At 62.0% G+C, this 12,440-nt stretch carries 10 protein-coding genes; 6 read left to right on the top strand and 4 right to left on the bottom strand.

Going from position 1 to position 12,440, the window contains the following annotated elements; genetic code table 11:
* Positions 1-146 precede the first annotated feature (146 nt).
* The 3 genes from yqhD (at position 147) to JL05_RS07695 (ending at position 3,166) form a co-directional block, all read left to right on the top strand.
* The gene (gene yqhD / locus JL05_RS07705; protein ID WP_015379073.1) at positions 147-1,310 is read left to right on the top strand and encodes an alcohol dehydrogenase; all 1,164 of its coding nucleotides are present in this window, start codon (positions 147-149) and stop codon (positions 1,308-1,310) included.
* Between the two features lie 284 nt (positions 1,311-1,594).
* On the top strand, positions 1,595-2,419 hold the full coding sequence (dkgA, locus tag JL05_RS07700; RefSeq protein WP_004937289.1) for a 2,5-didehydrogluconate reductase DkgA: 825 nt from the start codon (positions 1,595-1,597) through the stop codon (positions 2,417-2,419).
* A 141-nt stretch (positions 2,420-2,560) separates the two neighbouring features.
* On the top strand, positions 2,561-3,166 hold the full coding sequence (locus JL05_RS07695) for a transglycosylase SLT domain-containing protein (protein WP_004937286.1): 606 nt from the start codon (positions 2,561-2,563) through the stop codon (positions 3,164-3,166).
* 63 nt (positions 3,167-3,229) lie between these two features.
* Here the strand turns inward: JL05_RS07695 and JL05_RS07690 are convergent, their stop codons facing one another.
* A complete protein-coding gene (locus tag JL05_RS07690; RefSeq protein ID WP_004937285.1) occupies positions 3,230-5,398 on the bottom strand; it encodes a YgiQ family radical SAM protein in 2,169 nt (722 codons plus the stop codon).
* Between the two features lie 80 nt (positions 5,399-5,478).
* Positions 5,479-6,213, bottom strand: coding sequence for a GntR family transcriptional regulator (locus JL05_RS07685; protein WP_033632071.1), 735 nt, complete (start codon positions 6,211-6,213; stop codon positions 5,479-5,481).
* A 658-nt stretch (positions 6,214-6,871) separates the two neighbouring features.
* Here JL05_RS07685 and JL05_RS07680 point away from each other — a divergent pair.
* Together JL05_RS07680 and JL05_RS07675 are read left to right on the top strand one after the other, a co-directional pair.
* Positions 6,872-8,269, top strand: a complete 1,398-nt coding sequence (locus tag JL05_RS07680; RefSeq protein WP_033632070.1) for a purine-cytosine permease family protein — start codon at positions 6,872-6,874, stop codon at positions 8,267-8,269.
* Positions 8,266-9,198 (top strand): PfkB family carbohydrate kinase, encoded by a 933-nt coding sequence (locus tag JL05_RS07675; protein WP_033632069.1) that lies wholly within the window; start codon positions 8,266-8,268, stop codon positions 9,196-9,198. Before JL05_RS07680 ends, JL05_RS07675 begins: the two co-directional genes overlap by 4 nt.
* 34 nt (positions 9,199-9,232) lie before the next feature.
* Here JL05_RS07675 and JL05_RS07670 read toward each other — a convergent pair whose 3' ends face one another.
* Together JL05_RS07670 and xapA are read right to left on the bottom strand one after the other, a co-directional pair.
* On the bottom strand, positions 9,233-10,483 hold the full coding sequence (locus JL05_RS07670; protein ID WP_033633576.1) for a nucleoside permease: 1,251 nt from the start codon (positions 10,481-10,483) through the stop codon (positions 9,233-9,235).
* A gap of 81 nt (positions 10,484-10,564) precedes the next feature.
* Positions 10,565-11,386: a xanthosine phosphorylase gene (gene xapA, locus JL05_RS07665; RefSeq protein ID WP_033632068.1), complete on the bottom strand. Its 822-nt coding sequence runs from the start codon at positions 11,384-11,386 to the stop codon at positions 10,565-10,567.
* Between the two features lie 137 nt (positions 11,387-11,523).
* Here xapA and JL05_RS07660 point away from each other — a divergent pair, with 137 nt between their 5' ends.
* Positions 11,524-12,435, top strand: a complete 912-nt coding sequence (locus tag JL05_RS07660; protein WP_033632067.1) for a LysR family transcriptional regulator — start codon at positions 11,524-11,526, stop codon at positions 12,433-12,435.
* Positions 12,436-12,440 lie beyond the last annotated feature (5 nt).

Below are 12,440 nucleotides of genomic sequence, written 5' to 3'. Positions count from 1 at the left end.
ACTCGCGATTTCTACAGTGACTTGTAGGAATAGGCAAGAACCAAACAGAAATGTGCATTGTGCGTTGCCGCCCGGTTCCTGACAATACGGGCCAGACACCTTTGCGCCGCTTTGGCGCCCGCCTGACTGAAAGAGAGAAATCAACCATGCACAACTTCATTTTGCATACCCCAACCAAAATCCTGTTCGGCAAGGAGCAAATTGCCGAAGTGGCCAGCCAAATCCCAGCGGACGCGCGCATCCTGATCACCTACGGTGGCGGCAGCGTGAAGAAAAACGGCGTGCTGGATCAGGTGCATAGCGCGCTGGCCGGCCGCGACGTGCGGGAGTTCTCCGGCATCGAGCCGAACCCGACCTACGAAACGCTGATGAAAGCGGTCGAGGTGGTGAAAGCGGAAAACATCGATTTCCTGCTGGCGGTCGGTGGCGGTTCGGTGGTTGACGGCACCAAGTTCATCGCCGCCGCCGCCCGTTATACCGCCAGCAGCGACGCCTGGCACATTCTGCAGACCGTCGGCAGCCACATCGCCGACGCGGTGCCGATGGGCTGCGTGCTGACGCTGCCGGCCACCGGCTCCGAGTCCAACAGCGGCGCGGTGATCACCCGCAAAAGCAGCGGCGACAAGCAGCACTTCTTCTCACCGCTGGTGCAGCCGCGCTTCGCCGTGCTGGATCCGGTGGTGACCTACTCGCTGCCGCCGCGCCAGATCGCCAACGGCGTGGTCGACGCCTTCGTGCATACCCTGGAGCAGTATCTGACCTATCCGGTCGACGCCAAAGTGCAGGATCGCTTCGCCGAAGGCCTGCTGTTGACCCTGCTGGAAGACGGCCCGCGCGCGCTGGCCGAGCCGGAGAACTATGCGGTGCGCGCCAACGTGATGTGGAGCGCCACCATGGCGCTGAACGGCCTGATCGGCGCAGGCGTGCCGCAGGACTGGGCGACCCACATGCTGGGCCATGAGCTGACCGCCATGCACGATCTCGACCACGCGCAAACGCTGGCCATCGTGCTGCCGGCGCTGCTGCACGAGAAGAAAGCGCAGAAGCGCGAAAAACTGCTGCAGTATGCTGACCGCGTCTGGGGCCTGCGCGAAGGCAGCGAAGACAGCCGCATCGACGGCGCCATCGCCGCCACCCGCGCCTTCTTCGAGCAGATGGGCGTGCCGACCCGCATGGCGGATTATCAGCTCGACGGCAGCAGCATTCCGGCGCTGCTCGACAAGCTGCATCAGCACGGCATGACCGCCCTGGGGGAGCATCAGGACATCACCCTGGACGTCAGCCGCCGCATTTATGAAGCGGCGCGTTAATCGCAAAACGGCGATTTTTTGCTAGGCTTTAGTCTCCGCCAGCCATTTTCGCCGCATCCTGCGCCCGGCCGATCACCGGGCGCAGTCGGGCGCTTCAGCGCCGCCGATCGTTTCGCACCACTCGTCTTACCGCTCATTCGCAGGGAGAGCGGGGAGAAAATAGCCCTCCCGCCACCGCTGAAATTAGGCTGGCAAACCCGGCAACCGCCCATTTTGCCAACTAGAATTTATCTATAGCCGTTTCGGCGCCGCAGGCGCCGCAATCCGTACACAAGGAGATGCGCATGACAACGCAACAACCCATCATCAAACTCCACGATGGTAATCTGATGCCGCAGTTGGGTCTCGGCGTTTGGCAGGCGAGTATTGAAGAGACCACCCGCGCGGTGAGCAAAGCGCTGGAGATCGGTTACCGCTCCATCGACACCGCCGCGATCTACAAGAACGAGGAAGGCGTCGGCGCCGCGCTGCAGTCCAGCTCGCTGCCACGCAGCGACCTGTTCATCACCACCAAGCTGTGGAACGACGATCAGGGCGATCCGCTGGCGGCGCTGGAAACCAGCCTGGAAAAACTCAAGCTGGACTATGTGGATCTGTATCTTATCCACTGGCCGCGCCCACAGCAGGATCAATACGTCTCCGCCTGGCGCGAACTGATCAAACTGCGCGAGCAGGGCCTGGTGAAAAGCATCGGCGTATGCAACTTCCATACGCCGCACCTGCAGCGCCTGCTGGATGAAACCAACGTGGCGCCGGTCGTCAACCAGATCGAGCTGCACCCGCTGCTGCAACAGCGCCAGCTGCGCGCCTGGAACGCCACGCACCATATCGCCACCGAATCCTGGAGCCCGCTGGCGCAAGGCGGTGAAGGCGTGTTCGACCAGCCGCTGATCAAGGCGCTGGCCGAGAAATACGAGAAAACCCCGGCGCAGATTGTGGTGCGCTGGCACCTGGACAGCGGGCTTATCGTCATCCCGAAATCGGTCACGCCGTCGCGTATCCGCGAAAACTTCGAGGTATTTGATTTCAAACTCGATAAGGACGAACTGGGCGAGATCGCCAAGCTGGATGTCGGCAACCGCCTGGGGCCGGATCCGGATACCCTGTAACCCCCTCAAGCCCTCTCCGGCCGGAGGGGGCTTTTCCTTCCCGCACATTGCTCCCTTGCGCCGCCTGACGTTATGATGACGACGCCGGAGGCTCCGGCCGCCGGTTCACGCCGTTAAAAAAACAGACAAGCACGGAGCACCATGAAATTTTCTTTCTCACACGGGTCACGGCTGGGCATGCTTTGCATCATGCTGGTGCTGGCGGGTTGCGCCGGCAAGAAACAGCGCGTCAGCTACGATCGCCACGCCTTCGACAGCGCCATTAAAGACGCCGCCAGCGAATACGGCGTGGACGCCAAGCTGATCACCGCCATGATCCAGGTGGAGTCCGGCTTCAATCCTTCCGCAGTGAGCAGATCCAATGCGATCGGCCTGATGCAGCTGAAAGCCGATACCGCCGGCTGCGATGCCTATCGCTACAAAGGCAAACGCGGCTGCCCGGACGACGATGACCTGCGGGATCCCGACACCAATATCGATCTTGGCGCCGCCTATCTGGCCACCTTGCAAAAACAACAGCTTAAAGGGATCGCCAATCCCGTCACGCTGCGCTACGCCACCATCATCGCCTACGTCAACGGCACCGGCGCGCTGCTGCGCACCTTCTCCAGCAACCGTCAGCAGGCGATCGCGATGATCAACAACCTGTCGCCGGAGGCCTTTAACTGGCACGTACGCAAATACCATCCCGCGCCGCAGGCGCCGCGCCATTTGATGAAAGTGGAAGCCGCCTACGAGCAGCTGTGACGCTCAAAAGTAAAAAGGAGAACCCGAGGGTTCTCCTTTTTGTTTACGCACGCGGTGCGGCCGTTACGGCTTGGCTTTGCGAATCGGTTTGCGCGGCGGCCGGTTGGACGGCGTGCGCTGCCGATTGATATCGGTATGTTTGGTCAGCGCCGGCCGGGTATGGCGCTGCAGGCGTTTCGCTTCGCGCTGCTCGTCGATGCTCGGCGCCGGCACCAGACAATCGCGGCGGCTGCCGATCAGGTGCTTCAGGCCCATCTCTTCCAGCGCGGCGCGGATCAGCGCCCAGTTGGCCGGATCGTGGTAACGCAGCAGCGCCTTATGCAGGCGGCGCTGGCGATCGCCGCGCGGCACCACCACGTCTTCGCTCTTGTACCCCACCTTGCTCAGCGGGTTTTTGCCGCTGTAATACATGGTGGTGGAGTTGGCCATCGGCGAAGGATAGAAGTTCTGCACCTGATCGAGGCGGAAACGGTTCTTCTTCAGCCACAGCGCCAGGTTCACCATGTCTTCATCACGGGTGCCCGGGTGCGACGAGATAAAGTATGGGATCAGGTACTGCTCTTTGCCCGCCAGCTTCGAATAGTGATCAAACAGCTGCTTGAAGCGATCGTAGCTGCCCATGCCCGGTTTCATCATCTTCGACAACGGGCCTTCTTCGGTGTGCTCCGGCGCGATCTTCAGGTAGCCGCCGACGTGGTGGGTCGCCAGTTCCTTGATATAGCGCGGATCTTCCACCGCCAGATCGTAACGTACCCCGGAGGCGATCAGGATCTTCTTGATGCCCTCCAGCGAACGCGCGCGGCGGTAAAGCTTGATGGTCGGCTCGTGGTTGGTATCCATATAGGTGCAGATCTCCGGATACACGCACGAGGCGCGGCGGCAGGTCTGCTCAGCGCGCGGGTTGGTGCAACGCAGCATGTACATGTTGGCAGTCGGGCCGCCCAGATCGGAGATCACACCGGTAAAGCCCGGCACCTTGTCACGGATCTCTTCGATTTCGCGAACGATCGAATCTTCCGAACGGCTCTGGATGATGCGCCCTTCGTGCTCGGTGATCGAACAGAACGAACAGCCGCCGTAGCAACCGCGCATGATGTTCACCGAGAAACGGATCATGTCATAGGCCGGAATGCGATCCTGGCCGTAGGACGGGTGCGGTACGCGTTGATAAGGCAGGGCGAAGACGCTGTCCATCTCCGGCGTGGTCAGCGGGATCGCCGGCGGGTTGATCCACACATAACGGTCACCGTGTTTCTGCATCAGCGCGCGGGCGCAGCCTGGGTTGGTTTCATGGTGCAAAATACGCGAGGTGTGCGCATACAGCACCTTATCGCCCTTCACTTTCTCGAAGGACGGCAGCAGCACGTAGGTCTTCTCCCACGGCTTCGGTTTGGCGGCGCGCACCGTGACAGGCTTGGCTTCCGGCTCTTTCGGCTTGGCGCCGTCGGCGCACGGCAGATCCTCGCCGTATGGGTTCGGGATAGGTTCGATGCGGCCCGGCTTGTCGAGGCGGGTGGAATCCACGCCGCTCCAACCCGGCAGCGCTTCTTTGCGCATCACCGCAGTATTGCGGATATCGTGGATATCGCCGATCTTCTCACCGGCGGCCAGACGGTGCGCCACTTCCACCAGCGGACGCTCGCCGTTGCCGTAGATCAGCATGTCGGCTTTGGAGTCCACCAGCACCGAGCGGCGCACGGTATCCGACCAGTAATCGTAGTGAGCGATGCGCCGCAGACTGGCTTCAATGCCGCCCAGCACGATCGGCACGTCTTTATAGGCTTCTTTGCAGCGCTGGCTGTAGACCAGGGTGGCGCGATCCGGCCGCTTGCCGCCGACGTTGCCGGCGGTATAGGCATCGTCGTGGCGCAGTTTGCGATCGGCGGTGTAGCGGTTGATCATCGAGTCCATGTTGCCGGCGGTGATGCCGAAGAACAGGTTCGGTTTCCCCAACCGCATGAAGTCTTCTTTATTGCTCCAGTCCGGCTGCGCGATGATGCCGACGCGAAAGCCCTGCGCTTCCAGCATGCGGCCGATGATCGCCATGCCGAAGCTTGGGTGATCGACGTAGGCGTCGCCGCTGATGATGATCACGTCGCAGCTGTCCCAGCCCAGTTGATCCATCTCTGCCCGCGACATCGGTAAAAACGGCGCGGTGCCAAAACATTCGGCCCAATAAGGCTTATAGGAAAACAGTTCACGATCGGGTTGGATCAGGCTGGTGGTGCTCATTCTGCTGCTCTTTTTACAGGTTAATTAATCGCCGGGCGGCGATTATACGCACTAGCAGCAAAAAGAGCATGGTTATTTCGCTAACCGTTCACTTCGAATTCATAAACGTCGCTGCGGCACAAGATATCGCTGAACTCCAGCGCCTCACCCTGAGCGTTGCGGCTGGTTTGGATGATGTGCAACAACGGCGCGCCGCACGGCACGTTGAGCAGTTCGGCGACCTCGTCGCTGCAGGACACCGCCTTCAACAGAAAGTGTTTATCCTCCGGCACGATGCCGCGCGATTGCCATAACGCATACAGCGAGTGTTCCAGCTGCGCCGGTTCGGGCAAGAAGCGCGGTGGTATATAGGTGGTTTCCAGCGAGACCGGGCTACCGTTCAGCAAGCGTAACCGCCGCAGTTTGATCACTTCATCCCCCTCCACCAGCCCCAACGCCGCCGCGGCCTTGGCCGGCGCGCCGACTCGGGTGCGCAGCAACCATCGATTGCTGACGCGGCTGCCATGACGCAGCGCCTGAGCGGTAAACCCGCTGTCCTTATCGAGGGAATAGCCGATGCGCATCGCCACGCGGGTGCCAACGCCCTGCTGCCGCGAAATCAGCCCCTTCTCCTCCAGCAGCTTCATCGCCTTGCTGACGGTGACGCGCGACAGCGCCAAACCTTCCGCCATCTGCCGTTCCGGCGGCAGAAATGCCTCCGCCGCCAACACCTGCTGCCTGATCGCGGTTTCTATCGCCGTCGCCAGCTGAATATAACGCGGCGCTACCGCCCCCTGGGCCAGATGGCCACGCAGCCAGGCCATAAAATCCGTCATTCGCCCGCCCTCTTACCTATGCCATTTGTCTGGATTTCGTTTTTTATCCTATCGCCGATCCGGCGATAAGCCCCTCACCTTAACTAAAATATCGCTAATGTTTTCAGAGTGGCATCACAATTTTTGCCTAATGGACTTTCATTGGATCTAGATCGCGCGTAATCTGTGCTTATTGATGTTGATACATCAATCGCACCAACACCAGGGACCCACTTTAAAAACAATAAAAAACCCGCTGCCAGCCCTAAAGGATACCCTTGATGGCCGGTAGCGGGCCTATACTGTCAGCACAAACGGCCGAGAATAAGCAACATAGCTAATGGATAGCCTGCTCACTGCTCATCGCCGCATCACAGGATCCCCTCGCGGTGGGCGAACCGGATCGATGTCGGCAAATAGAAAGGTTCCCGCTTCGCCAAACCCCGCTGCAGACCCACTCTTTGACTACACTCATTGGCGCCGTGCGGCCGACGTGCCTCACCCGATAAGGCGGATACCGCCCTCATTTTGACAGACCCGGCGGCATCAGCCGCTACACACTGCGCGGAATCGGCGTCTTCACCGACAACGGGATAGCCGGCCTCAACCGCGCTAACGGAATCGATTTTCAGTCAACTGCGGCGGCCCTCGCGGCCCTGCGCAACAGGGATCATTTGCTATGACCGATATCAATCGCAATGAAGCATGGAAGGTAGAAAGCACCGGTATCGACAGGGTGCCGGACGCGGAACAGACCGGTAAGCCCATCGAGCTGTTTTGGATCTGGTCGGCGGCCAATATCGGTATTCTCGGCGTGGTGTACGGCGCCATCATCGTCGGCTTCGGCTTATCCTTTCTGCAATCGGTACTCGCCGCGCTGGTCGGCGTCGCCAGCTTCGTGCTGGTCGGCCTCACCAGCTTCGCCGGCAAGCGTGGGCGCACCTCTACGCTGACGCTCTCGCGGGTGATTTTCGGGCTGAAGGGCAACGTGGCGCCCACCCTGTTCAGTTGGATCAACCTGATGGGCTGGGAAGCGGTCAACGTGATCACCGGCACCCTGACGCTGGCGGCGCTGTTCGAGGCCTTCGGACTGGGAACCAGCCACCTGCTGACCGCGCTCAGCCTGCTGCTGTTCGGCGGGCTCACTGTCGTCGTCAGCCTGCTGGGGCAAAATACCGTGGTCTGGATGCAAAGCTGGTTCAGCCGCATCTTCGGCACCATGACGCTGATTGTGGTGCTCTATATCCTGTTCAATACCGAGTGGAGCCAGGTGCTGGCGCTGCCTTCCGGCAGCTGGCTGACCGGTTTCCTGCCAGCGGTATCGGTGATCGCTGCCGGCACCGGCATCAGCTGGGCAATCGCCGGCGCCGATTACAGCCGCTATCAAAGCCCGAGCTCGTCGAGCAAAGGCATTTTCGCCGCGGTGATGGGCGGTGCCTGTTTGCCGCTAATGCTGCTGATGCTGGCCGGTATTCTGCTTTCCGTGCAGCTCCCCGATCTGGCCAGCGCCGCCAACCCCATCGCGCTGATAGGCTCGGTGCTGCCCGCCTGGATGGCCATCCCTTATCTGCTGGCCGCCACCGCCGGCATCGTCACCATCGCAGTGCTCAGCCTGTATTCCGCCAGCCTTAACCTGCTGACCATCGGCGTGCAGGTCAAACAGTGGCTGGCGGTATCGATCGACGCCGTGGTGGTGCTGGGCATAGCCCTGTATGTCCTGTTCATCTCCGGCGATTTCATGGGGCCGTTCATCTCCTTCCTGGTGTTCTGCGGGGTGTTCCTGGCGGCCTGGGAGGCGATTTTCCTGCTCGATTACCTGTGCCTGCGCCGCCGCCACGGGTATGATGGCAACGCTTTGTACGGCCTGCATGGCCAGAACCGCGGCGTGCGCAAAGCCCCGCTGTTCTGCTGGTTCCTCGGCGCCCTGTGCGGCCTGCTGGTCACCAAAACCGGTTTTATCGACGGCCCGCTGGCCAAAGGCTTGTTCGCCGACTCCAGCCTGGGGCTGTTTGTGTCGTTTGCGGTGAGTCTGATCGCTTACGGTCTGTACCTGGCCCAACGCAGAGAACATCAATGAATGAGTGGGAAGCTGTAACACCTGTCCTGGTGATGGGGGGCGCGGTCGGCGATCTGGTGATGACGCTGCCCCGCCTGCCGACCAGCGGCGAAGATATCGAAGCCCAGCCGCAGGCGCGGCAAATCGGCGGCTGCGCGTTCAACGTAGCGCGCGCGCTGACGCGCCTTGAAGTTCCGGTGATCAACGGTATGCCGGTCGGCAACGGCGAATGGGGCGCGGCGATCGAAGCCGCCATGGGCGAACTGGGGCTGGAGGTGCTGTTGCGCCACGGCCAGATGGACAACGGCTGGTGCCTGGCGCTGGTGGAACCGGACGGCGAACGCACCTTTATCACGGTTTCCGGTTGCGAAAGCCAATGGAATAAAGCGCAGCTGGCGACCCTGCCGCTGACGGAACACACGCTGATCTACGCCAGCGGCTACGAGCTGGCCGGCGAAAACGGCGAAGCGCTGCGCGAGTGGCTGACGCGCATGCCGTTCGACCAACCGCGCCTGATCGATCCCGGCCCGCGCATCGCCCAGCTCAGCGAAGATTTCTTCGCCATGCTCAGCGACAGCCACACCCTGCTGACGCTCAACCGCGACGAAGTGGCCACGCTGTGCGGCGCCGGCGACGCCGTGGAGGCCGCACAGCGCTATGCCGCCGCCCGTAATCTGACGCTGATTTGCCGCCTGGATCGCGACGGCGCGTGGATCTGCGACGGCCGCACGCCGCCGCTGCACGTTCCGGCCTATCCGGTAGAGGTCGTTGACACCATCGGCGCGGGCGATGCCCACTGCGCCGGTTTGCTGGCGGGCCTGTCCGCCGGCTGGCCGCTGCCGCAGGCGGTCGATCTGGCCAACCGGGTCGCCGCTTGCGTGGTGGCCAGCCTCGGCGCCGCCAATCCGCCGGACCAGCAGCAGCTGCAGCAGCGCTTCCCGCAGGCCTGACGTTTCAGGGCGCAGCAAAGCCGCGCCCTCTGCCTCACTGCGCCGCCGCCGCGTTCTCCTGCGGCAGGTGGCGATAGTTGAAGCTCAGCGCGAACACAATCCCCAGCACCAGCGTATACAGCGCAAACACCAGCCAGATGCTCTGCCAGTCTTTCACGCCGTCATGGCTGAAGAAGTCCACCACCTCGCCGCTGGCGAGCGCCCCCAGATAGGCGCCCAAACCGTTCACCATGGTCATGAACAGCCCCTGTGCGCTGGCGCGGATGCGGTGATCGGCCTCCTTCTCGACGAAGATGGCGCCGGAGATATTAAAGAAGTCGAACGCACAGCCGTAGACAATCATCGACAGCAACAGCAGCACGAAACCAAAGCCGACCGGCGTGCCGTACGCCAGGAACAGAAAGCGCAGCGTCCAGGCCGCCATGCTGATCAGCATCACCTGCTTGATGCCGTAACGGCGCAGGAAGAAGGGTATGGTGAGGATAAAGAACACTTCAGAGATCTGCGACAGCGACAGCAGCACCGCCGGATACCGGACGCTGAGGCTGTCCTGATACAGCGGATTGAGCGACAGATCGTGCAGGAACGGGTTGCCGAAGGTATTGGTTATCTGCAGCGCCGCGCCAAGCAACATGGCGAACAGGAAAAACAGCGCCATGCGCCGCTGGCGGAACAACACCAGCGCATCCAGCCCCAGCACGCTCACCCAGCTCTTCGACTCGGCCGCGCGGTTGGTCGGGCAGCGCGGCAGCGTCAGCGAATAGGCGGACAGCAGCAGTGACGCCGCAGATGCCAGATACAGCTGCAGATTGCTGAGCTCAATGCGGCTGAAACCGACCAACCACATCGCCAGAATGAATCCCACGGTGCCGTACACCCGCACCGGCGGAAAATCCCTCACCGTGTCAAAGCCGTGCTTCTCCAGGCAAAAATAGGAAATGGCGTTGGAGAGCGCGATGGTCGGCATATAGACCATGGCATTGAACAGCATCACCCAGAACATCAGCATCGGTTGCTCGACCTGCGCTGCGCAGTACAGCGCCAGCGCCCCGAGCAGGTGGCAAAGCGCATACAGGTAGTTGGCCTTCATCCACCGGTCGGCGATGATGCCCACCAGGCCCGGCATGATCAGCGCGGCGATGCCTTTGGCGCTGTAGACCATCCCCACCTGCATGCCGCTGAACTGCAGCGTGTTGATCATGTAGGAGCCCAGCGTCACCAGCCAGGCGCCCCAGATAAAGAACTGCAGGAAAATCATTACCTTCAATCGTGTTTTTATCGCCATCGCCATCACCTTGTTATTATGCTTTCAACGATGATTGGTGCGGCGGGCCCCCTGCAGCCCGCCGCCGGTTTGCTTGCGGTGTTACAGCGTTTTGAACAGCTCGCGGATCAGGCGCATGAAATCGTCCGCCGCCAGCGCCGCGCAGCTGAGCGTTTGTTCGTGAGAAAGAGGCGTATCCGACAGCCCTTCGGCGTAGTTGGTCATCGCGGACACCACCAGCACCTTGAGACCGCAGTGCCGCGCCGTCAGGACCTCCGGCACGATCGACATCCCCACCACATCGCAGCCCAGGATCTGCATCATGCGGATCTCCGCCGGCGTTTCGAAGTTCGGCCCGGTGTAGGCGGCGAACACCCCTTCCGCCAGCGGGATGCCGGCGCTTTCGGCCACCGCCGCCAGCCGGGCGCGCAGATCGCGATCGTAGGCGTTCGCCAGACTGAAGAAGCGCGGCCCGAAGCGATCGTCGTTGGCGCCGACCAGCGGCGACTCCGGCATGAAATTGATGTGATCGGTAATGGCCACCAGGCTGCCCGGCGCCACCGAACGGCGCAGCGAACCGGCGGCGTTGGTCGCCAGCAGGAATTCGCAGCCCAGCAGTTTGAAGGTGCGCACTGCGGTGGTCATCACCTGCATGCCACGCCCTTCATAGAAATGACCGCGCCCTTTCATGCACAATACCGGCACGCCCTCCAGCTTGCCGGCGACCAGTTGCCCGGCGTGGCCGGCGACGCCGCTCACCGGGAAGCCCGGCAGCTCCGCGTAATCGAGGGTGACGGTTTCGGTCATCACCTCCGCCAGGGCGCCGAGCCCGGAGCCGAGAATCAAGGCCGCTTTCGGCTGGAAACCCGGCAGGCGTGCGCGGACGACATCGGCGCAGGTAAAAGCATCTTCTTGATTAAACATCGTATTCTCTCTTTCAGCGGGGGATAATAAGCCCCATAGTAGAGAGCGAGGCGCGGCCGAGACCAATACATTCTTGGCGGCCGATTTATTCCATTTACCTATAAGTTGAGCTGCGTCACAAGGAGGCGATACCCCGTATGAATCCGCCCCATGCCCTGCCCGATCCCGGCCGGATTAACTTCCGCCTGCTGCACTATTTCCGCGTGGTGGCGGAAGAGATGAACTTCACCCAGGCGGCGCGGCGGCTGAATATGTCACAGCCGCCGCTCAGCAAGCACATCAAGGAGCTGGAGAGCCAGCTCGGGGTGGTGCTGTTCAAACGCACTACCCGCTCCATGACGCTGACGCCGGCCGGCCGCACGCTGCTGCGCAACGTCGAGCGGCTGCTGGATCAGGCCGACAGCGCGCTGCACCAGGTGCAACAGATGGGGCGTGGCGAAGGCGGCCACATAGTGGTCGGCATGGTCGGCACCTCGGCCTGGGGCGGCCTGCTCGCGGCGCTGCGGCGGTTCAGCGAGCGGAGCGCCGGCGTCACCTGGTCGTTGAACGAGCTGACGCCCAGCCAGCAAATCGCCGCGCTGCAAAAACGGCATATCGATATCGGGGTATGGCGAGAGGCGCAGCAGCAGACGCTGCCGGGATTGAGCTGCCAACGGCTGGCAAGCGAGAGCATCGCCGTGGTGTTGCCGCTCGATCATCCGCTGGCGCAGCAGGAGAATATCCCGCTGGCGGCGCTGCAAAACGACAGCTTCATCGTGCTGCCGCCGCATGAGGCCAGCCTGGGGCTGTATCTGCACAATCTGTGTCTGCAGCAGGGATTTTTGCCGGACGTCGCTTATCAGGTCAACGAACCGCAGACCCTGCTGGCGCTGGTGGCGGAAGGCTGCGGCATCACGCTGCTGCCGGACAGCTACGGCCGCATCCCGTGGCCCGGCGTACGCTTTTGCTCGCTGCAACAGGCGCCGCCGGCGGATTTGTACGCGGTGTATCGCACCGACAGCGTCACGCCGGTGGTGCAGGCCTTCCTGGAAATGCTGCGGGCGCCGTAAGCGGC

Origin of the sequence: Serratia nematodiphila DZ0503SBS1 (assembly GCF_000738675.1) — a bacterium.
In the GTDB taxonomy this organism is placed as follows: Bacteria; Pseudomonadota; Gammaproteobacteria; order Enterobacterales; family Enterobacteriaceae; genus Serratia; species Serratia nematodiphila.
Note: the sequence above shows the minus strand (reverse complement) of the source record. Positions and strands in the feature narration are given on the sequence as shown.

Excerpts from the sequence above, each read along its gene's own strand:
- dkgA (WP_004937289.1), top strand. The coding sequence starts at position 1,595 with ATGACAACGCAACAACCCATCATCAAACTCCACGATGGTAATCTGATG.
- JL05_RS07660 (WP_033632067.1), top strand. The coding sequence starts at position 11,524 with ATGAATCCGCCCCATGCCCTGCCCGATCCCGGCCGGATTAACTTCCGC.
- JL05_RS07675 (WP_033632069.1), top strand. The coding sequence starts at position 8,266 with ATGAATGAGTGGGAAGCTGTAACACCTGTCCTGGTGATGGGGGGCGCG.
- xapA (WP_033632068.1), bottom strand. The coding sequence starts at position 11,386 with ATGTTTAATCAAGAAGATGCTTTTACCTGCGCCGATGTCGTCCGCGCA.
- JL05_RS07670 (WP_033633576.1), bottom strand. The coding sequence starts at position 10,483 with ATGGCGATAAAAACACGATTGAAGGTAATGATTTTCCTGCAGTTCTTT.
- yqhD (WP_015379073.1), top strand. The coding sequence starts at position 147 with ATGCACAACTTCATTTTGCATACCCCAACCAAAATCCTGTTCGGCAAG.
- JL05_RS07685 (WP_033632071.1), bottom strand. The coding sequence starts at position 6,213 with ATGACGGATTTTATGGCCTGGCTGCGTGGCCATCTGGCCCAGGGGGCG.
- JL05_RS07695 (WP_004937286.1), top strand. The coding sequence starts at position 2,561 with ATGAAATTTTCTTTCTCACACGGGTCACGGCTGGGCATGCTTTGCATC.
- JL05_RS07680 (WP_033632070.1), top strand. The coding sequence starts at position 6,872 with ATGACCGATATCAATCGCAATGAAGCATGGAAGGTAGAAAGCACCGGT.
- JL05_RS07690 (WP_004937285.1), bottom strand. The coding sequence starts at position 5,398 with ATGAGCACCACCAGCCTGATCCAACCCGATCGTGAACTGTTTTCCTAT.